The organism is Methylocella tundrae, assembly GCF_038024855.1.
GTDB lineage: Bacteria > Pseudomonadota > Alphaproteobacteria > Rhizobiales > Beijerinckiaceae > Methylocapsa > Methylocapsa tundrae.
In genome coordinates this window covers 2,453,312-2,477,010 of record NZ_CP139089.1, presented here as the reverse complement: position 1 = coordinate 2,477,010, position 23,699 = coordinate 2,453,312, and the positions used below count along the sequence as shown (strand labels likewise).

At 63.3% G+C, this 23,699-nt stretch carries 21 protein-coding genes; 7 read left to right on the top strand and 14 right to left on the bottom strand.

What is annotated here, in order from left to right; translation table 11 throughout:
- Nucleotides 1-62: 62 nt before the first annotated feature.
- From SIN04_RS13745 to SIN04_RS13730, 4 genes are read right to left on the bottom strand one after another with little or no spacing between them, the layout of a single operon-like run.
- Entirely contained in the window at nt 63-866 is an 804-nt protein-coding gene (locus SIN04_RS13745) for a formylmethanofuran dehydrogenase subunit C (protein ID WP_134490052.1), read from the bottom strand.
- The gene (fhcD, locus tag SIN04_RS13740) at nt 863-1,771 is read right to left on the bottom strand and encodes a formylmethanofuran--tetrahydromethanopterin N-formyltransferase (RefSeq protein ID WP_134490050.1); all 909 of its coding nucleotides are present in this window, start codon (nt 1,769-1,771) and stop codon (nt 863-865) included. Before fhcD ends, SIN04_RS13745 begins: the two co-directional genes overlap by 4 nt.
- Nucleotides 1,759-3,387 carry a formylmethanofuran dehydrogenase subunit A gene (locus SIN04_RS13735; RefSeq protein WP_134490048.1) on the bottom strand — a complete coding sequence of 543 codons (1,629 nt, stop codon included), beginning with the start codon at nt 3,385-3,387 and terminating at the stop codon, nt 1,759-1,761. The genes fhcD and SIN04_RS13735 overlap by 13 nt, the downstream gene beginning before the upstream one ends.
- Nucleotides 3,387-4,475, bottom strand: coding sequence for a tungsten formylmethanofuran dehydrogenase (locus SIN04_RS13730; protein WP_134490046.1), 1,089 nt, complete (start codon nt 4,473-4,475; stop codon nt 3,387-3,389). Before SIN04_RS13730 ends, SIN04_RS13735 begins: the two co-directional genes overlap by 1 nt.
- A 1,070-nt stretch (nt 4,476-5,545) precedes the next feature.
- On the opposite strand from SIN04_RS13730, the gene pabB reads away from it, so the two are divergent.
- The 6 genes from pabB to SIN04_RS13700 all read left to right on the top strand — a co-directional run bounded on the left by pabB (nt 5,546) and on the right by SIN04_RS13700 (nt 11,691).
- Nucleotides 5,546-6,910 (top strand): aminodeoxychorismate synthase component I, encoded by a 1,365-nt coding sequence (gene pabB, locus SIN04_RS13725; protein WP_134490044.1) that lies wholly within the window; start codon nt 5,546-5,548, stop codon nt 6,908-6,910.
- Entirely contained in the window at nt 6,907-7,506 is a 600-nt protein-coding gene (locus SIN04_RS13720) for an anthranilate synthase component II (RefSeq protein WP_134490042.1), read from the top strand. The genes pabB and SIN04_RS13720 overlap by 4 nt, the downstream gene beginning before the upstream one ends.
- A gap of 296 nt (nt 7,507-7,802) precedes the next feature.
- The gene (locus SIN04_RS13715; RefSeq protein ID WP_341263979.1) at nt 7,803-8,978 is read left to right on the top strand and encodes a (5-formylfuran-3-yl)methyl phosphate synthase; all 1,176 of its coding nucleotides are present in this window, start codon (nt 7,803-7,805) and stop codon (nt 8,976-8,978) included.
- Nucleotides 8,975-9,613, top strand: a complete 639-nt coding sequence (locus SIN04_RS13710; protein ID WP_197731981.1) for a uridylate kinase — start codon at nt 8,975-8,977, stop codon at nt 9,611-9,613. The genes SIN04_RS13715 and SIN04_RS13710 overlap by 4 nt, the downstream gene beginning before the upstream one ends.
- A gap of 45 nt (nt 9,614-9,658) precedes the next feature.
- Complete coding sequence (locus SIN04_RS13705) at nt 9,659-11,047, top strand: DUF6513 domain-containing protein (RefSeq protein WP_134490038.1); 1,389 nt, start codon at nt 9,659-9,661, stop codon at nt 11,045-11,047.
- Between the two features lie 80 nt (nt 11,048-11,127).
- A complete protein-coding gene (locus SIN04_RS13700) occupies nt 11,128-11,691 on the top strand; it encodes a DUF447 domain-containing protein (protein ID WP_166795939.1) in 564 nt (187 codons plus the stop codon).
- Here the strand turns inward: SIN04_RS13700 and SIN04_RS13695 are convergent.
- Nucleotides 11,676-12,713, bottom strand: a complete 1,038-nt coding sequence (locus SIN04_RS13695; RefSeq protein WP_134490036.1) for a hydantoinase/oxoprolinase family protein — start codon at nt 12,711-12,713, stop codon at nt 11,676-11,678. The two genes, SIN04_RS13700 and SIN04_RS13695, sit on opposite strands and share 16 nt — an antisense overlap.
- 230 nt (nt 12,714-12,943) lie before the next feature.
- Between SIN04_RS13695 and SIN04_RS13690 the strand changes: the two genes are divergently transcribed.
- Complete coding sequence (locus SIN04_RS13690; protein ID WP_134490034.1) at nt 12,944-13,681, top strand: HisA/HisF-related TIM barrel protein; 738 nt, start codon at nt 12,944-12,946, stop codon at nt 13,679-13,681.
- Between the two features lie 140 nt (nt 13,682-13,821).
- On the opposite strand, the gene fae is transcribed toward SIN04_RS13690, so the two are convergent.
- From fae to SIN04_RS13645, 9 genes are all read right to left on the bottom strand, one after another.
- Nucleotides 13,822-14,331: a formaldehyde-activating enzyme gene (fae, locus tag SIN04_RS13685; RefSeq protein WP_134490033.1), complete on the bottom strand. Its 510-nt coding sequence runs from the start codon at nt 14,329-14,331 to the stop codon at nt 13,822-13,824.
- 171 nt (nt 14,332-14,502) lie between these two features.
- Nucleotides 14,503-15,387: a triphosphoribosyl-dephospho-CoA synthase gene (locus SIN04_RS13680; protein ID WP_134490032.1), complete on the bottom strand. Its 885-nt coding sequence runs from the start codon at nt 15,385-15,387 to the stop codon at nt 14,503-14,505.
- Entirely contained in the window at nt 15,384-16,352 is a 969-nt protein-coding gene (locus SIN04_RS13675) for a RimK family alpha-L-glutamate ligase (RefSeq protein WP_134490031.1), read from the bottom strand. Before SIN04_RS13675 ends, SIN04_RS13680 begins: the two co-directional genes overlap by 4 nt.
- Nucleotides 16,336-17,250, bottom strand: a complete 915-nt coding sequence (mch, locus tag SIN04_RS13670) for a methenyltetrahydromethanopterin cyclohydrolase (protein ID WP_244605983.1) — start codon at nt 17,248-17,250, stop codon at nt 16,336-16,338. Before mch ends, SIN04_RS13675 begins: the two co-directional genes overlap by 17 nt.
- A 50-nt stretch (nt 17,251-17,300) precedes the next feature.
- On the bottom strand, nt 17,301-18,449 hold the full coding sequence (locus tag SIN04_RS13665; RefSeq protein ID WP_134490029.1) for an ATP-grasp domain-containing protein: 1,149 nt from the start codon (nt 18,447-18,449) through the stop codon (nt 17,301-17,303).
- Nucleotides 18,442-19,329 (bottom strand): NAD(P)-dependent methylenetetrahydromethanopterin dehydrogenase, encoded by an 888-nt coding sequence (locus SIN04_RS13660; protein ID WP_174510791.1) that lies wholly within the window; start codon nt 19,327-19,329, stop codon nt 18,442-18,444. The genes SIN04_RS13665 and SIN04_RS13660 overlap by 8 nt, the downstream gene beginning before the upstream one ends.
- Nucleotides 19,330-19,340: 11 nt before the next feature.
- The gene (locus SIN04_RS13655) at nt 19,341-20,312 is read right to left on the bottom strand and encodes a beta-ribofuranosylaminobenzene 5'-phosphate synthase family protein (RefSeq protein ID WP_134490028.1); all 972 of its coding nucleotides are present in this window, start codon (nt 20,310-20,312) and stop codon (nt 19,341-19,343) included.
- Nucleotides 20,313-20,473: 161 nt separating this feature from the next.
- Nucleotides 20,474-21,190, bottom strand: coding sequence for a glutathione S-transferase (locus SIN04_RS13650; RefSeq protein ID WP_341263978.1), 717 nt, complete (start codon nt 21,188-21,190; stop codon nt 20,474-20,476).
- A 59-nt stretch (nt 21,191-21,249) separates the two neighbouring features.
- The gene (locus SIN04_RS13645) at nt 21,250-23,589 is read right to left on the bottom strand and encodes a tetratricopeptide repeat protein (protein ID WP_197731980.1); all 2,340 of its coding nucleotides are present in this window, start codon (nt 23,587-23,589) and stop codon (nt 21,250-21,252) included.
- Between the last annotated feature and the right edge of the window lie 110 nt (nt 23,590-23,699).

Sequence of the window (23,699 nt, the reverse complement as noted above, 5' to 3'; positions counted from 1 at the left end):
TTTTTGGGATCAGATCGTAAGCGCGGGGCGGGCCCGCCGCCCTTCACCTCGAAGATCGCGCCTTAAGCCGGAAAGAAAACTTCGCCCTTGCCAAGCACGGCCGTGTCTCCGGCGAACCGGCGAAGGCGTTTTGCAAAAAGCTCGGCGGCGCCTTTGCTTTCCTTTCGAAGGAAACGGGAAAAGACGCCCGCGAAGCTTAACTCGTGAGCGCCGCAATCGACGAATGTCGGAGCGAGCGCGGGGGTTGCGCCGACGAGGATTGTTCCCCGGCGCATGAGATAGCCGGGGAGCAATCCGGCGCCGCCCACGGCGATCAGCGTTCCAGCGATGATGCGGCTGCCGAGATAGTCGCCGGCGGCGCCCTCGATGACGATCGTTCCGCGGCGCAGGCGGTCGCCGGCGCGATGACCGGCTTTTCCGCGTACTATCAACAGTCCGCCGGTCATGCCTTCCATTTCGCCGTCGAGGGGGGCGCCGAGAAAATCGCCCGCGTCGCCCTTGATCTCGAGGCTTCCGCCTGACAAGGCTGATCCTGCGAAGGGGCCGGCGTCGCCATTGATGACGAGGCGCCCGCCGCTCATCGCGCGCCCGGCCGCATGGCCGCAGTCGCCCTCAAGAATGATCTCGCCGCTCTTCAGGCCGTGGCCAAGATGATCGAATCGCGTGGAGCCGCCTTCGAAACGGATCGTCTCGACGCCGCCCGGCGTGATGTCGAAAATATCGCCGACGGTGCGCTTTTCGCGAGTCGTCTGCAATTCGATGGCTGCGATTTCGCTCGCCGATTTGCCCTCCAGCCCATGAGGCGAGAGAGGCGAAAGATCGAGCCGCTGATCGGGCTCCTGTTTCAGCGTGAGAACGAGGGTCACGGCAAAAGATCCTTCAAATGGAAGTGGAAGGGGCCGAGTTTGCCGCCATAATTGCCGGCGCCGACGCGCACCGCGCCGTCTTTGGGCCCGAGCTTCACAATGGCTGCGAGCCCGGCGCGCATCGCCTCGGCGACGGCGGCCTCGGTCAGGCCGTCGATGACGATTTCGAGGACGCAGCCGATGTCTTCATCAAGGGCGCTTTTCGTGATCCCGCGCAGCGTCGGGCAATAGGCGTCATTGGTCGAGGCCGGCACGCCGGCATATTTGGAGCCGACCTTTGAGCCCGATCGCACAATGCCGCCGGGGAAGGGCATGATTGCGCCATCGACGCCATTCATAGCCTCGATCGCATGTTCCGCGGCGTTGAGCGTCGTTGTGAAATTGGCGCCCATGATCAATAGATTGCCGCCGCCGACGGCCTTTTTGGTGAGGCCGGTCGTAGCCTCGCATAGAAACTCGCCGTCCATGCAGGGGATTCGCCAGAAGTGGCGATCGAGAAACTTCTTCGAGATCTGCCAGCCGTCGCCGAAGTAGCGCAGCGAATCGCCGATCGCCAGCCTGTCGGGACTTTCAAGGTCGGCGAAGCAGGCGGAGCCCGGCGAGGTCAGAACGCATTGCCCCGCGCGATTGACCAGCTGCGTCTGTAGCATGTCGGTCGACATGGAAAACAATAAAACGCGAACGCCGGGCCGGCCGTCCGGCGTTTGGTCGGCGGAGACCTCGCGATCGATTCCAGCCTCGACGCCGCAGCCGATGACGGACGTGGCGAAGCCTGTCATCGTTGTCGCCGCCTGCCGCGCCCACTTCAAATTTGGAGCGGTGAGGATAATCGCCGTGCCGCGCATCGGAAACGCTTCGGCGAAGGTCTCGTCGATGCGGACGCCATTGCTGATCATTGGGCGCATGCGACCTCCTTGAACGGATCTGTGCGCGGAAGAATATGAGCCGGGACCGCGAACATATTATATGAGACGCCATAATGGCTCTCATAATAGGCGCTGAGGCGCCGGTTGATCGCCTTGTCGAAGCCAGGGGTCACTTTCAGAGCTTTGCCCCAGCGATAATGGCTGATGCTGCCGTCGCGCACGACGAGATCGCCGTCCTTGAACACGAGATGAGCGTGGCGGAACATCTTCGCGATGTCATTGTTCGGGGCGTACACCGCGACATCCGCGACGGCGCCCTCGCCAAGCTGGCCGCGGTCCTTGAAGCCAAAGAGCTTCGCCGGCGACGCCCTCGTCATCGTCGCCACCTCATTGATGCTGTATTCGCGCGAGATCGACGGCAACGTTGTATATGCGAGCACGTCCTGCGGGATACGGGCCAGCACTTCCGCCCGGCGCTCGCGGCTCATCAGCAGTGCGAAGATGTCCGGATAGGTCGTGAATGGCGCGCCGTTCGGATGATCCGTGGTGAAGAAGACCCGGTGCGAATCATTGATCAGAAGGAAAAGCTCAAGGCCGCACGCCCATTGAATGGCGTTGACGAAGTCATTTTCGCGATAGGCGTAGGGCACGATGCCGCCCCCATTCGCGTCGCCGTCGACGATCACCGATTTGCGCGGCTTGGCGCCGCCAGAGGCGCTGAACTGGCGCAGCACGTCGGACGAAATCGTCACCGTTTGCCCGAACATCACCTGACCGATGTCCACGGTGACGTTCGGAGCGCCATTGACGGCCGCGGCGAGGATCGCGGCGGCGGAGGAGAACGCATGTTCGCCTTCCGAGCCGTAACCGTAGAATTGCAGATGAGCGAGGTGCAGCGGCAGGCCGCGCGCAGCCTCGATCGTCGCAAGGGCGGTCTCGACATTTCCCGGAACGCCGAGATTGTTCGTGTGCAGATGCAGCGGATGCGGAACTTTGAGGTCGATCAGAGCGCGCTGCAGCCCTTCGACGATCTTGCGCGAAGAGACGCCATAGAAAGGCACTACATCATCGAGACCGAACGTGCGCGCATTATATTTGAAAGCTTCGGCGCCGCCCGCGTTGATGCATTTGAGCCCAAGGCCGTTCGTCGCCGTCAAGGTCGCTGCGACATAATCGGCGATCGCAGCCGGGCTTTCACCGTCGCGCAGCAGGCTCAAAAGGAAATCATCATTCCCGAGGATCGTAAGCGTCGCCTTGTCGATGATCGGAATGTCGCAGAGCTCGAGATGCGCCTGCAGCGCCTGATGCGGCGCGACCGCCGGCTCGACCACGGTCGTAAAGCCCATGCCAGCGTAGATCGTGCCGGTCTCATAGGTGGACCATTTCGCGGTCCCGAGCGCCAGTTTCGGAGCGGTGCGGCTGCGGTGCAGCTCTGGCAGCAGCAGGCGCGCCGTATTCTCGTTGCCGCCTGCAATATGCGAGTGAATGTCGATGGCGCCCGCCATCACAATCTTGCCGGAGACGTCATGCGTCTGATCCGGCTGGCGTCCGCGCGGCGGCGCGACGATGCGGCCGTCCTCAATCCAGAGGTCCGCGATTTCATCGCGCTGATGATAGGGATCGACGATGCGGCCGCCCTTCAGAAGAATGAGCATTAGGCGTCTCCACCGATCTGTTGGGCGATGCTGGCGATGAAGGAGGCGACGGAGATCGCATTGGTCCGATGCGAGGCCTCACGCGCAACGATCGAGCTGACCTCCCGCGCGTATTCCGCCGAGTCATAATCGACGCCTGGCTGTCCTACGTCCACTCGAACCGCGGGCTCTTTCGAAAATTGCGCGCCCGCGGGGACGAGGGCGATAATGGGAATCTCTCTTTTCCATGGCGGCGCCGCGGCGCTATAGGCCGAGATCCAGAGAGCGGCGTCCGCCTCCCCGCTTTCGACCAGCCGGTCGGCGTCGAACCGCCAGCTGTCATGTTCGGGATAACCGCGGCCGAAGGAGGTCCGCACCGGGAACCCCGTCGACCAGCCGGACGTCTGCACCACCCCGAATGCATTGTCGCTCGTTCCGAGAGGCAGGCTCGTGAATCGCGTCGTCTTGTTGAGATCGAGGATAAGGCCGGTGACCATTTCGACGGACAGCCGGTCGAGTTGCCGCGGTCCCCAGACAGCGACGCCAAACCGCGCCTTGTTCAAGATTCCAGCGATCTCGTCGAGCTTCTGCTTCACCTCCTCGGGGGCGGCGATCGGCCGTCCCGCGACACGCGCGCGCAACGCCGCCAGCGTCGTGTGAAGGTCGCTTGTTTCCACTGTCTCGATAGCGACGCCCTTGATCGCGACGCCGTGCGGCGGCGCGATCCAGATGACCTTTCTTGGGCCGCGTTCAAGATCCAGCAGCGGCGATTCCGCGGGAGCGAGGCGCTCGATCAGCTCCGGCCAGATGGCCGTCAGATCATCACCGATGAAGACAAGCACGTCTGCCTGCAAGCGCGCGACGCTTGGCGTCGTCAGCATCGCGCCAGCCTGCCGCACGACGTCGAGATCCGTGAAGATTTCGTGCGATCGCAAATGATCGTAAACGCCGCGAATGCGCTCGGCGAGGAGGATCGAGACGCGAGCGCCTGCGATGTCGGCGCCAAGCCCGGCGATGACGGGGAGGCGCGCCCGCGAAAGAATCTCCGCCGACCGCTCAGCCGCCGCTTCAAGCGAAGCGGATTTTCCGTCTATCCGAGCGTCAACCATCGACCTTCCTCCAAGTGCTTGCCCGTGCGGCGCTTGACGCGCCCTTTTTGAGCGCGCGTTTTCCTGACGTCCCGCGCCTTAGCGGCGTTGTCGAGAAATCGCCCCGCTGTCATCCTTGCGCGCGGCGGCGGCGCGACCACCATGTCCACGCAGCCTTAGCCCGCGAGCGCGCCGTTTTGGCGCCGCCGCGTCCCTGTGACAAGACGAAAAGACGTTCCTCCATGACTGGGGACCGGTCGATCCCGGCGATGAAGGGGTCATGATCCTATCGGCTGCAATCGTCGTTGGCGAGGGCGTTTCGCGGAATTCGGACGAGCGCGGCGATTGACGCTGCGGGTCCCCCGAAACGAAGCGGATGCTACGTGAGGGGCCTAGCTGGCGCAAGACGACGCCGGCGCTTTTTTTTGGCGCGTTTGGCGGCGCCTCTTCGCCGGCTGGACCGGCGATTTGTCGCAAGCTGGCGATGAGAGTTGACGCCACGGGACATAATATGCATATGGAATTTTTGGACGTTCTCTCGGAAAGCGCGGTCTTGGCGACCCCCCCTGCTGAGCCGAAGGGAGTGCCGGAGGAAAAGTCCATGCTTCACCAAGCCGCAGCACCAAAGGATTCGATCTTCGGCGGGGCTTTTGCGCCGCACGCCGGTGGGGCGCCCTGCGTCCGGAGCTTCGAAGAAGCCGGCGGTCGTCGCATTCCGCTTCATGCCTACAAAGGCCGGCCGAGGCCGGCGGAGCCGCCGAAGGCTCCCGCCCCCGCTCCAAAAGAGGCGCCGAAACCGAAACAGGACGCGCCGCAGCCGTCTGAACCGCCAAAGCCAGCCAAATAAGGCGCTCGAACACAAAGATTTTGCCGCGGCCCCGGCCTGCGTTATGCATTATCGGCGGCGATTTAACGCACATGCGCATCAGCTGAGTCTCGGCAGGCGTTCGGCTGTTTGTATGGCCGTGGGCTTTGCGCAGGGCTTGCAGGGCCAATAGAGCGGCGCCATGTGGCTTTCAGCTCCAGCGATCGGCCGGGCGAAGGGAAGCCGCGACAGGCCGCGGCTGGAATGAAGGTTCACGGGCACACTCATGCATGTCATCGAAATCGATTTCGGCGACCCTGTCGAGGCAGCCTGGGCGCTCGCGGATTTGCCGTTTTTAACCTTTTTCGACAGTGCGATGGTCGATGGGACGCTTGGCCGCTACAGTTTCATCGCAGCCGATCCCTTCGCGAGGACTCAAGGCAAGGAAGCCGATGCGGGCTGGACGCTCCGGCTGAAGTCGATTTTGGCGGAATACAGGATGGACCCTGTGCCGGGCTTGCCTCCGTTTCAGGGCGGCGCCGCGGGGCTGTTTTCCTATGAACTCGGGCGCAGTCTCGAACGCCTCCCGGCGCCTTTGCGGGACGATCTCGCCTTTCCGGATCTGTCTCTTGGGCTTTACGACGTCGTCGTCGCCTTTGACGCCTTCGAGCGTCGCGCCTGGATCATCTCAACGGGCCTTCCTGAAAGCGATCCGGCGTCGCGCCAGAGGCGCGCGGTGGAACGCGCCTTCTGGTTTGAGGAAAAGCTAGCGCGCGAGCCGCGCGCGGGGGCCGCGGGGCATATCTCGCTTTCAGGCTGGACCAGCAACTTTACGCGGCAAACATATGAGAAGGCCGTTGCTGAAGTGATCGAGCGCATTCTCGCGGGCGATATTTTTCAGGCTAATCTTTCGCAGCGATTTGAAGCTCGGGTCCCGCCGGACTTCGATCATTTCGGCTTCTATCGCCGCCTGCGCCGGGTCAATCCGGCGCCTTTCGCCGCCTATCTCGACCACACAAACTTTATCATCGCATCGGCTTCGCCGGAGCGGTTTTTGCGCGTCGAGGGCGATCTCGTCGAAACGCGGCCGATCAAAGGCACGCGGCCGCGCTTCGCCGATGCGCTCGTCGACATGTTGCAGACCAAGGCGCTCGGCGAAAGCCGCAAGGATCGCGCCGAAAATGTCATGATCGTCGACCTGTTGCGCAACGATCTCTCGAAGGTTTGCAGGCCGGGCTCCGTGCAGGCGCCGCAACTTTGCGCTCTTGAATCCTATGCGACGGTTCATCATCTCGTCTCAACCGTTATCGGGCGCCTCGCTGACGGCTTTGGGCCCGTCGACGTTCTCGCCGCCGCCTTTCCCGGCGGATCGATCACCGGGGCGCCAAAATTGCGCGCAATGGAAATCATTACGGAACTCGAAGGCCATGCCCGAGGCCCCTATTGCGGCGCCATCGGCTATCTCAGCTTCAACGGAAGCATGGATTTGAACATCGTCATACGCACCGCGAGCTTTCGCGCGGGCGCCTGCGTCGTGCAGGCTGGCGGCGGAATTGTTACGGCCTCCGACCCCGCTTCCGAATATATCGAGACGCTCGACAAGGCGAGGCGCATTTTCGAGGCCTTCGGCGCCAAGGAATTCGCGCAATGATCCTCGTCGTCGATAATTACGATTCTTTCGTCCACACCGTTGCGAGCTACCTGCGCGAACTGGGCGAGACGCCGGTCGTGATCCGCAACGACGCCGCGCTGCCGGATGAGGCGCCGGAGGCGATCGTCATTTCGCCGGGACCTTGTACCCCCAACGAGGCCGGAATGTCGATGCAGCTCGTGCGCGACTACTCCGGGCGCGTGCCCATTCTCGGCATTTGTCTTGGTCATCAAGCCATCGGGCAGGTCTTTGGCGGCCGCGTCACACGAGCGTTGCGGCCGATGCACGGCGAGGCGAGCGCGGTGCGTCACGGGGGGCGCGGCATACTTAAAGGCTTGCCTGACCCCCTCAACGTTGGACGCTATCATTCGCTGATCGTCGAACTCGAGAATCCGCGAGCGCCGCTGGAGGCGACGGCTTGGTCGCAGGAAAATGAGATCATGGCGCTACAGCACCGCGAGCACCCGACGTTCGGCGTGCAGTTTCATCCTGAATCGATCTTGACGGACAAGGGCCATTTGCTGTTGCGCAATTTTCTCGGCTTGATCGAGGGGCGATCGGATCGGGTCCCGGTAAGCTCAAGCTCGGCGGCGTAGGCGGCGCGATTGCCTTTCCGGCTCGGCTGCCTATATAGTTTTGCGGTCCCACATTGCTGCGTCGAAGCCCGTTCGCAAGCCTTGGGTCGGCGGAGCGGAGTTCCGCCTGATCTTGGCGTGTTCTGGTTTCGCCTCATCATTTCATGATTTCATGGTGTTCAATATATTAGGGCGCGGCCGCACATTGAGCTCAGCCGCGGATGTCAGCGGCGCCGCCGCACCAAATTGCGCCGGGAGCGCGCATTGCGCTTCGAGAGACCGCAAAACCCTGTCGGGGAGAATGAACGATGACTTTGATGCTCGCGAGCGTAATCAACCGGGCCGAGGCGGAAGCGGCCCTGACGAGCGGCGTCGACATCATCGATCTCAAGGACCCGGCGAAAGGCGCCCTCGGCCCGCTTGATCTTGGCGCCGCGGCCGAGATTGTCGCGGCGGTCGGCAAACGAAAACAGATCAGCGCCGCGGCCGGGGATCATTTCGAGACGCCCGGCGAGGCGGTCAAAGCCGCGCTCGATCTGGCGGCGACCGGAGTGGATTACGTCAAGGTCGGGCTTTCCTCCGATGCGGCGGGAGCGGATCGCATTCGCGCGCTCGGGGCGCTCGCCGGCAAAGTCAAACTCGTCGGAGTGCTTTTCGCCGATCGTCAGCCAGACCTCGATCTTCTTGATCTCATGGCCGCGCAGGGCTTCGTCGGCGCCATGCTCGACACCGCGGCGAAGGGCAAAGGCCGTCTGCTGAATTATATGGATGTGGCGGCGCTGGCCCCTTTCGTCGATCGCTGCCGCGGCGCCGGATTGATGTCGGGACTGGCGGGTTCGCTGGAGGCGCCAGACGTGCCGCGTCTTCTTCCGTTGCGGCCGGATTACCTTGGGTTTCGCGGAAGCCTTTGCAAGAGCGGCGATCGGGAGGCTTCGATCGACCCGGCGGCCGTCGCCATGATCCGCGATCTCATTCCCCATGTCGCCGACTCTCAAACCTCCGGAGGCGAGACCGACGTTGACTGGCGCCTTCTTGGGCGAGGCTATGTTCCGGTCAATGAGATCACCGAGACCGATCGCATCTTCGTCCATGATCTCGTCATGCCGTGTTATATCGGGGCTTATGAATTCGAGCGCGCGAAGAAGCAGGACGTGCGCTTCAACATCGACGTCGATGTCGCCAGAGCCCGCATGCATTCCGATGACATGCGCGATATTTTTTCCTATGATCTCATCGTCGATGCAATCAAGATCATCACGGGTCGCGGCCATATCGAACTGATCGAAACACTCGTCAGAGAGATCGCGGATTCGGTGCTCAGTCATCCAAGCGTCGTCAGCGTCGTCGCGCGGGTCGAAAAGCTCGACGTCATTCGCGGCGCCGTGGGCGTCGAGATCAAACGCGAACGGGCGAAGGAGGCGGCCGCGCTCAATCGGCGCTTTGCGTCGGTCGACATAGCCGCGCCAAAACTGAGAGGCTCCAGAAGCCATTGAGCATTTTTGTCGCCAAGCTCGGCGGCAGCCTCGCCTTTTCGCCGCAGCGCGAAGCCTGGCTCGCCGCCCTCGCCGCATCGGTCCGCCCGCTGATCCTCGTCGCGGGCGGCGGCCCTTTCGCAGAAGCCGTGCGGGCCGCGCAGCCGCGCATGGGATTCGACGATGTCGCGGCGCATCGGCTGGCGCTGCTCGCCATGGAGCAATTCGCCGTCATTCTCGCCAGCCATTCCGACAGATTCGTCCTGGCCTCATCGCGCGAAGACATCAAGGCCGCGCTCGAGGCCGCGAGGATTCCGGTCTGGCTGCCCTCCGCGATGACGCTATCGGCCGCGCAGATTCCCGCAAGCTGGGATGCGACGTCGGATTCACTCGCCGCGTGGCTCGCGGGACTGGTCGGCGCCCGGCGCCTGCTGCTGATCAAATCCTTCGATCTCGAGCGGCCGGCGACTGCGGCCGAGCTTGCGGAGCGTCAAATCATCGATCCGCTCTTTCCGCGTTTTGCCGCGCAGAGCGGGGCTTTGGTTTCCGTCGCCGGGCCCGCCTCATTGCCTTTCGCCAGAGAGATCTTAAAAAGCGGCGGCGCGCCCGGCATGGTCGTCATGCGCGAGGCGGCCGACGTCCCGGCGCCGGCATGATCCTGTCCGGCCTTTGGCGCAGGCCCGCATCCGGCTGATCACGATATGAGCGAGCGTCTTCTCTTCGTCACCGGACACCTTGCCCATGCGCGGCTTGAGCGGCTGCTGCGGTCATTGGGGGAAACGCCCTTCGTCTGGGATATCTGCGACATTGGGGTCAAGGTCGCGGCCTTGATGACGGAGGCGATTCTTTTGCGCCGTCTGCCGCGTCCGCTGAATGTCGATCGCGTGATTTTGCCCGGCCGTTTTCGCGGCAATGTCGACGCCCTGTCCGCCGAACTGGGCGTCGCCGTGCTGCGCGGGCCGGATGAAATAAGCGACCTGCCGGCCTTTCTCGGACGCGGCGGCGAGGCGCCGGATCTCTCGCGCTTTGACATAAGGATCTTCGCCGAGATTATCGACGCGACGGCTTTGTCCGTCGAGGCGCTGCTGACGCGCGCGGAAAAGCTGCGCGGCGCCGGCGCCGATGTGATCGATCTCGGTTGCCTGCCCGACACGCCGTTCCCTCACCTTGAAGACTGCGTTGGCGCCCTAAAATCGGCGGGCTTCAGTGTCAGCATCGATTCCTTCAATCCAGACGAATTGAGGCGCGGCGCCAGGGCGGGCGCGGACTTTCTTTTGAGCCTCGACGAAAACAATCTCGACCTTGCGCAAGGTACGGCGGCGACGCCCATTCTCGTCGGCTCGCCTGTGCATGATCTTGATTCGCTGGTGCGCGCCGCGCGCGCGGCGGAGCAGCGCGGCATGCCTTACATCATCGACCCCATTCTCGATCCGATTCACTTTGGGTTTGCCGCGTCGCTGGTGCGATACGTCGAGGCGCGCCGGCGTCTTCCCGAAGCCGAAATGATGATGGGCACGGGCAATCTCACCGAGCTGACCGAAGTGGATTCAGGCGGCCTCACCGGCGTCCTCATCGGGCTCTGTTCGGAGCTGAAGATCCGCAACGTGCTCACTGTTCAGGTCAGCGCGCATACGCGGCGAACGATCGAGGAGCATGACGCCGCGCGCCGTCTCATGTTCGCCGCCGCCGCCGATGGCGCGTTGCCGAAAGGCTATGACGCGGGGCTTTTGCAATTGCACGACAAAGCCCCTTTTCCGTCGACAGCGGAGGAGATCGCGGAGATGGCGGCTGATGTGCGAGACGCCAATTTTCGCATCGCGACGGCGCCGGACGGGATTCACATTTTCAATCGTGACGGTCATCATATCGCGCCCGACGCCTTCTCATTATACCCGAAGCTCGGAGTCGAGGCCGATGGCGCGCACGCCTTCTATCTTGGCGCCGAACTGACAAAGGCCGAGATCGCTTTCGCGCTCGGCAAGCGCTATGCGCAGGATGAACCGCTCGACTGGGGCCGTGGCGCCGATCGCCCGGAGGAAGAGCGCGACCGTCTGCGCGAAGCCGGGCATACGCTGCGGCGGAAAGAGTGATCGCGCCATCTGTTGAGATGTCGTTGTTAGCCGGGTCCGCTTTGGCGTCGCGAAGAACGCCGTAACGAGGAGTTAGCAAGATGCCGATGATCCGTGAGGTCGTCGTCACCACAATGGACGCATCCGGCAATCCGCATATCGCGCCGCTGGGGCTTATCGAAGACGCGGGGGGCTGGATCATCGCCCCCTTTCGGCCGTCGACGACGCTCGACAATCTTTCGAGCGTTCCTTTTGCGACCGTCAATTATATCGACGATGCGCGCATCTTCGCGGGGCTCGTCACCGGGCGCCGCCAATGGCCGCTGGCGCCAGCTCGCCAGGGACGGCCGCCGCGCCTTCACGCGGCGCTCGCTCATGCCGAGCTGATCGTAAGCCATGTCGAGGATCATACTGAGCGGCCGCGATTTCACTGCAAGGTCGAGCGGGTCGAGACCCATGCGCCATTCGAAGGTTTCAATCGCGCGAAGAATGCAGTGCTCGAAGGCGCCATTCTGATCACGCGGCTAAAGCTTTTGCCGCGCGAAAAAATCGATCAGGAAATCGCCTATCTCTCCATCGCAATCGAGAAGACGGCGGGGTCGGAGGAGCGGGAGGCCTGGGGCTGGCTGATCAAGGCTCGGGATGATTTCTACGCTTTGAAGTGATGCGCGGCGATCAGCGCCACGGCGGACGCCGGCGCGCAATCGCAAGCCTTTTCATGCGCGTTCGGCGCCGCTTCGATCAGCTCGTCGAAGGCGACATATGGGCGCCCCATTCGCGTCGCGAGATCGGAGACCACGCCGCGCCCGACGCCGGCGCCTATGATGGGCGCCTCATTATCAAGGACGCCGCGGGACAGGATGAGAGCCGCCGCGTCCATGATCTCACGCAGCTGCGCCTCGGCGAAGAACCGCGCGAGCCTTGTCCAAGCGGCGTCCGATGCTTCATGCGCATCGCGTCCGATCATGCGAGCGAGCCGCGCGATGGAGGCGGCGGTGGTTTTCTCCCGTCCGTCCGAGGTATCCATCATGTCTGACCCCGGCGGCAATTGTCCGAGAATGCGATGCACGTCAGCCATGTCGGCGAACCATTCATTCATCAGCGCCGTCCATTGTCCGGCGAAGGGGACCTGCTTCGGACCGGCCATTAAAAAAGTGCGCACGAGGCCGGTGTAGACGAGTTCGCCATGCGTCAGCCGGTCGGCGTCGGTATAGCCGCTGCTCGCCGGCGCGCCGCCGGCTACGGGGATGATGTCCGTCGTCGTGGAGCCCATGTCGATCAACAGGGCCTCTCGCAGCTTGACGCCAGCAAGCGCGGCGCTGGCGTGCCAATTGGCCGAGCCTATGTCGGTCGCATGGGCGCTCGCATCGGAGCCGTCGACAAAGCCGGAGCGCGCGGCGTAAAACACGGCGCGATCCGGCGAGAGGAGGCGCTCGGCGATGGCGGCGACGCCTGCGACGCCCTCTGCTCGCGTGGCGAAGGCGTCGGACAATTCCCCGGTCATGGTGATGGCGTTCAGTGGCGCGGCGCCAATCCTCGCGCGCGCCTCACCGAAAGCGCGCTCGAGTTCACTAAGCCCGAGCCACAAAGGGCAGGCGATCTGTACGGCGTCCTTGATGATTCCGTTTTCCGCGCGCGCCGCTTTGAGATGCGCGCCGCCAATATCCCAGCCGATGATGTTTTGCATGTTGCAAAGCCTGAAGCGTTATTGAAAGGCGCCGCCGCCGGTAAGATGGAATGAGGCGCCGCCGCGTCGATCATGCTCGTTAGCTCATTGTCTCAATGCATGTTCTGATCCAAAAAGTCTGCGGCTTTTGGGATCATGCTTTATGCGCCCTTCGTCGCCGCCGCGGGTCGTCCGGGCGGCGGATGCGGATGTTTGGCATAAGATCCCACATAGAAACAGGGGCGCGCTGAATGGAAGTCATTCCGGTGATCGATCTCAAGGGCGGGGTGGTGGTTCGCGCTCGTCTCGGGCGGCGCGATTCTTATGCCCCGATCGACACGAAACTGGCGCCAACGAACGCGCCGGGCGATGTTGTCGCGGGACTTTTGTCGCTGCATCCGTTTCAGACGATCTATATCGCCGACCTTGATGCGATCGAGTCGCGCGGCGATCATGAAGAGATAGTCAGCGCGCTCAGTGAGGCCTTTCCACAGACGGCGTTCTGGGTCGATGCAGGCGTCGCCGACGCAGCCGGCGCGCGCGCATGGTTATCGCGTCATGGGCGCGAAACCCTCGTTCTCGGTAGCGAGTCGCTGACCGGCCCGGCCGCACTTCAAGAATTGGTCGGGATAGAAAGGCTCGTTCTCTCGCTCGACTTTCGCGGCGATTGCTTTGTCGGCCCGCAGACGCTCCTTGCAGCGCAGCATTGGTGGCCTTCACGCGTCATTGTCATGACGCTTGCGCGGGTCGGCAGCCATGCCGGACCCGATCTCGATCGCCTGAAATCAATCGTTGACCTTGGGGCGTCCTCATCGGACGATTTTGGCAGATCGTCTGTTCAGCCCCGCGTCTACGCAGCCGGCGGCGTTCGCGGCCCCGAGGATCTCGCCTCTCTGGCGAAGGCGGGCGTCGAGGGCGTTCTCGTTGCGTCTGCGTTGCACGACGGCCAGTTGACCAGCGCCGATCTCGACGCCGCCCGGACAATTTAAAAAGGGGGCCGGAGCCCCCTTTTCGATTTTGTCGTTTCGAGACGCTTAGAGCATGACCGCGATCAAGGGGTCATGCTCTTATCTCTTTGTTCAACCAGATGATCTTGTCCGAAAAGCCGAAAGCTTTCCGAAAATCATGCTTAGTTCGGCGCGAAAGGATGCTTCGCCGTGTTGCGCTCGGCGACGACGGTTTCGGGCGTCGGGTCGCCGTTGATGGCGCGAGCGATGGCTTCCTTGGTGGCCTGGTAGTTGTAGTCCTGGATCTTCTGATCGTCCTTGGCTTCCCAATGAATGAAAACGCCGACGGAGATGAAGATGTCGTTGGCTTCCTTGATCGGAATGACGCCATCGGCGACGCTGTCGGCGACTGCCTTGGCGACGCCGCGCTGCGCCGGACCGAACATCTGCACGGCCTGGGTGGCGTTCTTGATCGTCACTTTGTTGAAAAGGACGGTCGCGGGCTTGACCAGCAGGTTCGGAGCGACGACGGCGAGGAGGGTGGTGAAGCCGTCCTTGTTATTCGTCAGCGCATTGGCGAAGGCCGCTTCGGCGGCGCTGCCGCGCGGCCCAATGAGGAGGTCGATGTGAGCGACTTCGTTGCCTTCGCCGACGAGCGATTCGCCAACCAGCAATTTGTTGATCTTGGTCACGTTAAAAAATCCTCCCATGAGAAAACCCTTCGTAGACAGCTATCGAAGAAGTTAGACGGATATGAAGGTTCGATCCTTGTTGTCAGCACCCATCTTTTCGCCGGGTCGGTTAGCCGGATGAAAGCGGCGCTCGTCCGCTGGCGCGCACTCAACCATTATTGCGGCGGCGGATCAAGACAGGATTAGCCGATCCGCGAAAAGCGTTGCGACGGTGAGGTCGGCGCTGGTTCCGGGGTTCAGCCCCGTCGCCTTGAGGCGGCGATCGAAATCCAGAAGATCGCCCAGCGAATCGGCTGGATCCGTCTGCGCCATAAATCTTTCGCGAATGTCGATCGCCGCATTCTGGACGACCAACGCGGCGTCAAGGCCGTTCTTGCGCGTAATATGACTGTCAAAAATTCCTGCGAGGAAACTGAGATAGACGGCGACGACAGGCCACGGCGCCGGCCACGCTTTTTCGCGCGCGGCGGCCAGCGCGTTTGCGCCGATGGTGAATACGTCGGAAAAATCGCTGGCATATTGATAGGCGATCCGGTCCCGGCTGGCCGCCTCTTTCATCGCATCGAGAAGGGTCGTCTCGGCCGGCGCGCGAACGTCATGGCGCCCGGATTGTCCAAGCCCCGCCGGCGCCGCGCGAACGATCGCGTCAAAGGCCGATTGCGCGTCCTCGCGCGTCAACCCGCCCAGGATTCTTTTCAAGGATTGCCGAAACTCATCCTCCTGGTTTCTTTGCCCTGGCGCCCGCTCTGCGGGCGAAGCCGTTTTAAAATCCGCGGCCGCCGCCAGCGGCGCGCAGAGGAGAATAATGCCGAGATTGGTGTTGAGGCCGACGCTCAAAGCCGTCGCCTCGACAGCGCCGAGAATGCGGGCGCCGACGGTCGAAAAGGGACGGCACAAGGGTTCGGCGGCGACCTCCGCGCTGCGCAGGAAATGGTCGACCGTCATGCCATGCCCGTCGGCGAAAATATGCACATTGCCGGGTTTTGGCGCCTCGATCTCATCCCGGCAGGACGCGATGAAGGCTTTCGCGATCTCGTTAGGCTCAGCCTCGCTCATGCGACGGGCTCGGCCGCGGGATGGATGGCCTCTCGCGCGGGAGCCAGTCCGCTGCGCGTCAGAAAATCGCGCGCGAGGCGATCGGCGATCGAAAAAGGCGCGACTTTCTGCAAGCCGCGCCAGCCCGGCATGCTGTTGACTTCGAGCACCTGCGGCGCGCCGCGGGCGTCGAAGATCATGTCGACGCCCGCGAATTCCGCGCCGACCGCCGCCGCCGCGCGCAAGGCGAGGTCGACCATCGCGGCGCCCGGCTCCAGCCATTCCGGCCGTGCGCCAAGCTTGACATTGGTGATCCAATGCGCCGCGCGCCGCGTCATGGCGGCGATGACTTCCCCTTGCGAGACAAAAAACCGCATGTCCGCGAAGCCGTCGCGCTCCACGCCGACAAAGCGCTGCAGATAATAAACGCCCTCGACGGCCTCGATCGAAGGAAGGTCGTCTTCACCAGTAATCAGCTTCAGGCCAAAGCCCTGCGCGCCAAAAAGCGGCTTAAGCACAAGCGGACCGCGCGCCGTCTCGCGCCGTATGATTTTCCGCGCCGCTTCGCTTGATTGCACGGTCCATGTCGGCGGCGTCGGAATATCGGCCTGCGCGAGAGCGAAACTCGTCGCCGCCTTGTCGACGCAGATTTCGATGGCGCGCGCCGAATTGACGACGGGAACGCCAATATCGGCGAGGCCATGCAGCACGCTCAGCCGAAGCGTGACGCTTTCGAAGGAGCCGGATCCGATGGCGCGCACGAATACGGCGTCCGGCAGATCCGCGCCAAAACCATGAATGACGAGCCCGCTTTTGCGCTTTGTATCGAAACCGCATTGCGCCAGCCGGATCGGCGTCGCGACAGCGCCTGCGCGCGTGAAGGCGGCCGCCAAATCCCGCGCGTGCCAATCATAAAGATCGACTGCTATCGCGATTTTCGGTTGCGCGGAGACGGCTGGCGCGGCCCGCTTAGGAGAAACAGGCATCGAGACGAGCGTTGTCGATTCTGCCGGCGCGGAACGTTTCCCCCGTTTCAACAGCCGTGACGATGGCTTGCGCGGGGCTGAACAGCATCGGGTCGATCGCATAAAAATCGCCCTTGTACTTCTTGAAGATCTCCGCGAAGGGCTGTCCGTGGTCGCGCGACGTCGTGCTTGGTAATTGCTCCGCCAGAGCCTTGGCTTCATCCGCCGGTCCGGTCACAAACAGATGAGCCTGACCCGCATAAATGATCGCGTCATTGGTGCGGCCCATCGCATGGATAAAGTCCGGATGAGGCGGAGACAGCGGCGCAGCCGCGACGCCGTCAATGATGCGCTCGAGCGGAAATTTCAATTCGTGCGCCTTGTGCAAAACCACCTCAAGAACGCGCGAAACCACTTGAACGCCGCCGGCAAGGCTCTGCGTCGGCGCGAAGATGAAGGCGAGATTTTCAGGGCTTACGCCACAGGCGGCGGCAACCTTGTCGGTGACTTCCGGCGGCGGCGCGCGATCACTCTCCAGCACCAGCGTCGCCCGGCTCGCGTGGTCATGATAGGCGAGATCGTGGAACAGGGGCTCCTTGCGCGCAAGCGCGCGGCCGGGACCGGAGCCGAGCGCAAAAAACGCGCCCTTTCCTTCGCCGTGCGAGAGAGCCCAGCCGGCATATTGGCTGGCAAGACATGCGATGACGGGATCGGTGGCCCGGACCGAAATCTCGAACGGCCATTTGGGGTTGGAGCCGGTCGGCCCCAATTCCACGGTTCCAAGGCCGCCGAGGCAGATCTCTGCGATGCGCAAACCGGCGTCAATGCCGCCGCGCGCCGCTTTGCCGGCGTCGATAATCGTCTCGCCGCGTTCTCCCTTTGACACGGCAATGCGCAATTTGGCCGCGTCGGCGATCATGCGGTCAACAAGGTGCCCAGCCAGCGTGTTGATGCTCAGTGCCGTCTCGCTCAAGATGTCGCCTCCGTCTCGATATGGTCTATTCCGTCGAGAATCGAAGCGGTCCGTTCTTTTACGAGCTCACGCGCCCTCGAGGGATCCGCAGCGCTCGCTTTAATGGTACAGAGAGGATCATTCAAGCCCAGCGCGCTCTTTGGCTTTTGCCGGTCGGCGGCCCATTCCGGCCAGTCGAGCGCCGGCATGGCTGCGATCCGCCTGTGCGCATAGGCGATTCCCGCCGCGGCCGCGCCTTGAAACTCGAGCGGGAAATCCGGCATGCGGCCAAGGCATGCGTCAATATGCGCGGCGAAGATGAGGCCGCGGCTATCCTCGAAAATGTCGAGCGTTGCGCCAGGGCGCGGATTGATCTCGACGAGAACGAAAGCGTCGCCGTCGAGCAGGAAATCAAAGCTGTTGAGGCCGCGAAGGCCAAGTTCGACGGATAACGAGCTGGCGGCGCCGGTCAGCCGCCTTTCAACGGCAAGAGGCAAAGCGGCGGGCCGCGCGCATCCGCCGAAGCGGAACGGTTCGTCCCCGGTCGGGGCGGCCCATTGCCGGCTCGCTCCGAGCGCGATCATTCCGGCGCCATCGCCAAGGCCGAGGATCGAGACAGCTTCGCCCGGCGCGACGCGCTGGAAATAAATATCCTCGCCCTGCGCCCGCCACACGCCTGCGGGGGCGACATGGCCGCCGCCGGCGGCGCCGACGCTTTTGACCAGCCAGCCTTCGGTTTCCGCGGGAGCCGTCAGGCTGATGTCTGGATGAGGGACGCCGAGGAGTCGGCAAAGCTGCGCTAAAGCTGCTGGATTTTTCGCTTGCCGCACTGTCTCCGGCCGGTTGCCGAAGAGAGTCCAACGCTCTGCGATCTCATCGAGAAGCTCGACGCGATCTTCAAAACCCGCTCCGTATACGAGCCCGATAGGCGCGCGGCCCTCGGCGAGCCCGCCCAGCGCGCCGATCAAGGCCTCGCCGTCGAATCCCGTTTGCGGATCGCCGGCGAGACAGTTTGCCACGCAGAGAGCGCGCGTGTCCTCGTCATCGAAAAGGTCCGCGACGAGGGGCCGGTATCCGGCGCGCCGCGCCGCGGCGGCAAGAGCGCGTCCCGCCGCCGCCGCGATGAGAATCGCGGGGCCGTCTTTGAGTGTCTCTGCTTCAGACAAGCTCCCGCGCCAGCGCGAAAGCGTCGCGGAAGTCGATGGCGAGCGCCTTGCTCGACGTCGCCATGCGCTGGAACAGGCCGGATTCGGTCTTGTATTTAATGTCGCCGATGGCGAGCGGCCCGACGCCGAGGGCGCCCCCGGTCAATTCGGCCCCGTTGGCATGGAGATCGAGCCCCTCGATGCCAGCCGGCGGCACGGCGTTGACGTCGGCGGCGACGAGCAGCGACTTCGCGGCGGCGAGCGACTGCTTGGACAGAACCTGCACGCCGGCGGCGGCGGCGCACAAGACGACCTCGACGCCCTGCAGCGCCTCGAGCTTCTTCTCCTCGGTGCTGCCGTCGACGGCGCGAACCTCGACGCCGAAGCGTTTCTTGATGTCGTCGGCTTTCTGCTGCACGCGGGTCGGGCCGTCATAGCCGGCGAGCGCCACATCGGCGCCTTCCAGCGCGGCGATGACGCCGGCGGCATAGCCGACGACGCCGGTGGCGCCGAAGATCAAAATCTTTGTCTTGTCGAGACTCTTGCCCTTTTTGTCCTTCAGCAGCTTTTCGACGCAGGCGACCATCGCGGCGGCGGTGGTGAACGAACCCGCGGGATCGGCGAAAGCGGAAATCTCGAATGGTTTCAGAAGGGTGGCGCGGAAGCGCTCGAGCATGTCGAGCGCGAGCCCGGCGTCCTTGCCGGCGATGAATACGCCGGTGCGCACGGCGTCTCTCGGCGAGCGCGAAAACATCGCGTCCTGCACCAGAGCCGTCACCTCGTCGAGCGTGACGCCGGTGTAAGGCGTGACGGAATCATAGCCGGCGTCGAGAGCCATATTCACGTCGAAAGGGCTCATGTGCTTCAACGGGCTGAACATGTGCAATATATTCTTGGCCAAGCGGTTTCCCCCTATGTGTCGATTGTTGAAGGTTGACCCTTCACGATGGCGCCGTGATTGAGTCCTTTGCAGATCATGATGTCTACACCCAAAGCGGCGATTTTTGCGCGCAAAAGGTCGCAGAGGCGCTGGGCTTCGTCCGGATTGGCGGCGAAAGCAAAGCCGGTCGGCCCCCAGGAGGACTGTCCGATTCCCTTCGCGCCGTGATTCTGCAGTTCGCGCAGGGCTTCAGCCACGGCGGCGCTGGTATAGGACGAGCCGCCTTGCGCCGGAGCAAAATAAGTTCCGACAATTTGCTGTATTCGCGAAATCGCCGCGCCGAAAGCGTCAATATCCTCTTCAGCCAGAGCCGGAAGCGCCTTGATCAGAACGAGCCGGCAGATTTCCGCGGCGGCGTCGGCCTCAAAAGACCCGAGCGCGGCGAAGGACGCGGTTTCCTGCGGCCCGTGAATGCCTTTCATGCGAGGGTCGAGCACGACAATGACCCGCCAGGCTCTGGGGAAATCAAGGCGCGCAATGATCGGGGGCGTCACGGTATGTTCGCCCCGCCCGCCATCGACGACGACGCCGCCGCGTTGGAACAGCCCGGCGCCGACGCCAGAGCGCATGGTGCGTCGCAACAAAAGGGCGTCGTCCGCGAGATCAGGCTCGATGCCTTCAAGGCTCCGGAGGGCGCTCGCGAGGGCGAGGGCGAGCTGCGTTCCTGAGCCAAGGCCGACATGATCGGGAATGGCCTCGTCGATGGTGACGCGATAGGCCGAGGCGAGGCGAAAACGCTCGGTCAAGGCGCCGAGATAGGTTCTGACCCGCGTTTCCTCGGCGCCTTGGACAATGGTTCTTTCGGCGCGCGAGATCGTCAGCCTGGTCGCCGGGTGGTCGATCGCCAGTCCGATGCTGCCAAAGCGCCGGCCAAGCCCGCCATTGAGGTCGAGAAACCCGAGATGAAGCCGGGCTGGGGCTATGGCGGTGACGCTTTCGAACATGGGGCTTCTTTCGCAGGATTTTTCCGCGCGGCCCGCGTCAAGGCCATTCCGCGCTTTCCTGATGACTAAAGAGCTCTGGCGGGCGCCACGAGCCGGCGTGCTCCTCAAGGGAGTCGGGCTTTAATACTCAGGCCGGCCTTGGAGTTCAAGGACCGGCTGCTTTATCCGTCGAGTTCGCTATAATGGCGGAAAATGCCGGCTTCGTTGAAGGGGATCCGGCGATCGCTCGCAAGATAGGCCCGGATGCGCGGCCGCTTCGCCACCGCGTCATGCAGTCCGGCGACGAGAGGCGCCTTTGCAAGCGCCCGTTTCATGCCGTGCGGAAAAGCATAGCTCAAGCCCTCGACGATCTGGAAAAGGGAGAGGTCCGCGTAAGTGACGCCGCCGCCGACGAGATGGCTGTCGCTTTTCGGATTGCGCGCCAGAATGGTTTCGAACCAGGCGAGATATTTGGGAATTCGAGCCTCCCGAAACGTCCTGGCCCGGCGCAGCGCTTCCGGCTGCTGCTCTTCATAATAGAGATCGACGCTGATCGGATGGTGGGAATCATGCGCCTCGCCCACGATATCGGCGATGGTCAATTGAATCTGGTGGACCCACAGGCGCCCGGCTTCATCCCTCGGCGCAAGTCCGAGACGCTCGCCGAGATAGAATAAAATCGCGGCGGTCTGACCAATCACGACGTCGCCATCCTTCAGGAACGGCGGCGCGAAAGGCGGCCGTGCGACCTCGTCTCCATCCAGCACGGCCGTGAGGGCGTCCATGCCCTCGGGCTGGCGCGCGACGTCGACATAATCGGCGCCGGCCTCTTCGAGCGCCAGGCGGATGAATTCGCCGCGCCCTTGAATGCCGGGCCAATAATAGAGTTCGTAAGCCATCCGCCGATTTCCTCCCGCGGCTTGCGCCGCCATGAGCCATCAATGCTCACGTTCATCGCTCATTTGGCGACAAAGTAGAAGCTTTCTCCCGGCAGAGAGCCATAGGTGAAGGGCTCCTGCCGGTCGTTGGTCGCGGCCCTCACCTCGTCGCGGACTTGACGGAAAAGCATATTGATCTCGAGCTGCGGCCGGACGATGTTGCGCAGGAGAGCCTGCGTGAACGGACTGTGGGCGCCGTCGCCGTCCTGCGCGACCTGTCCGTCGCGCGCCGAATAGGCGACGAGCGTGCCGCCCTCAGGCTCGACCCGTGCGAAGCCCCGGCCGATCGAGCGCGACGCCATGGTGCGCTGCATGCGCGCGAGGAACGGATTGTTGCGGCATGCGTCAAGGATGACGAGACGGAGTTTTTTCGCTCGTTCCGTCGCCAGAAGAACGCGGTCGAGCGTGATCGCTTCATCCTGAACGTCGCGATCGGCCCTGAGTTTGGCGTCGACGGGAATCAGATAATTGACGCCGCCGATCTCGATTCCGTGCCCGGCGTAATAGACGACGGCCCAGTCGGCGTTCTCAGCCTTGTCCTCGAAGGCCCGCAGCGCGGCGAGAAACTTCTCGCGGGTCAGATCGCGCTCGGCGAAGACCGTCTGAAAGCCGACTTTGCGAAAGGCGGCGGCGACGGCTTCGGCGTCGCGTTCCGGATTGGGAAGCGTTGCGACCTCGCGATAATTGGAATTGCCGATGACGAGCGCGACGCGGTTGCCAGGCGGCGGAATCAGCGCGGCGGATTTCGCCTGCGCCGCCTCGACGACGGCTTTCGCCCGCGCCTCGACCTCCGCCTTAACCCGGGCCTCGAATTCAGCCTTCGCCCGCGCTTCGAATTCGGATTTCGCCTTGGCGTCGGCGTCCGCTCGGGCGCGCGCGTCAGCCGCCGCCTGCGTCTCGAGGCGAGCCTTGAAGGCGTCCGCCGCCGCCTTGGTGCGGGCCTCGACTTCGGCTTTGACGCGCGCCTCTATGGCCGCCGCTTCTTTCTCGGCGTCGGCTTTCGCGCGCGCGTCCGCTTCGGCCTTCGCTCTTGCGTTCGTGGCTTCGGTGACGGCGACGCCGGCCGCCATCTTGGCGTGCGTCGCCTCGGCCTCGGCCAGCGCCGCGAGCCGCGCCCGCGCCAATTGCTGCGCCGGCCGCGCTAATGCGACGTCGGCCTCGCCCGGCAGGCTGATCGCTTTTTCATAATCGGCTTTGGCTTTCGCGTCCGCGCCGGTTTTTTCATAGGCCTGGCCGCGGCCGGCGTAAGCCGCCACAAAGTCGGGCTGGATGCGCAGCGCCTCATTGAAATCGGCGACGGCGCGATTGGCGTCGTCTCCGGCCAGATAGGCGTCGCCGCGGAAATCGAGCGCAATCGCGGAGCGCGGATTGAGGGCGGTCGCCTTGTTGAGATCGGTCAAGGCGGCGGCGATATCTCCGCTCTGCCTGCGCAGCCTGCCGCGATTGGCGTAGGCAAGGTCATATTTGGGCCTCAGCAGAATGGCTTCGTCGCAATCGGCGATCGCCAGATCGAGCTTGCCCTGGTCGGCAAGCGCAAGCGCGCGATTGACATAGGCTTCGGCGGTCGCGTTGAGTTCGATCGCCTTGTTCTGATCGGCGAGAGATTTTTCAAGATCGCCCTGCAGCCGGCGCGCCTCTCCGCGATGACTGTAGGCTTCGCCGTTGGCGCCGTCGACACGGATAGCCGCGTCATAATCGCGGATGGCGCCATCGACGTCGGCCTTGGCGAGCCGGGCGTCGGCGCGCTGGATGTAGCCTTTGGGATCATTGGGGGCGAGACTGATGAATTGGTCGAAGTCGGCGATGGCTCGAACGAACTGGCGCTTCAGGTAGAGCGCCTGCCCGCGATTATAGAAAGCCTTGGCGAAACGCGCGTTGAGTCTGATCGCCTTGTCGTAATCGGCGATGGCGCGATCATATTCCTCTTTGTTGAGCAGCGCCGTTCCGCGGGCGTTGAAGAGATCGGGCGATTTGCCGTCGAGCCGGATCGCCTGGTTATAGTCCGCGATGGCGCCGTCGTAATCGCCCTCGATCTGGCGGGCGAGGCCGCGGTTCTTGTAGGCGTCGATCGAGTTCGGATTGCGGTCGAGCGCGCTTGTGAAGTCCTTGATGGCGCTGTCGAGATCGCCTTTGCGCACCTTGGCGACGCCGCGGTTGTTGTAAAGGCCCGGCGCGCTGGGGTCGTCCCTCTCGCTGTCGATCAGGCGCGTGCATGCCGGAATGCCGGCGTCCGGATCGTTCAGGGAATGGTTGCAAAGGTCTACGTCGCCGTCGGCGGCGCGAACCGGGCTGAGGGATCCGAGCAGCTGGGTGGCCAGCATCAAGCCCAGACTTAAAATGATGTGTCGGCCAACGACCATGTCCATGCTCCCCAACGGAAGACGAGCCGCGCGACAAGCGGTTAGGCCTCGCCGGCCGACCATGTAGCGGCGCCGCTTTCCGGTTTTCGAAGCTAAACACGGGCGGTGAA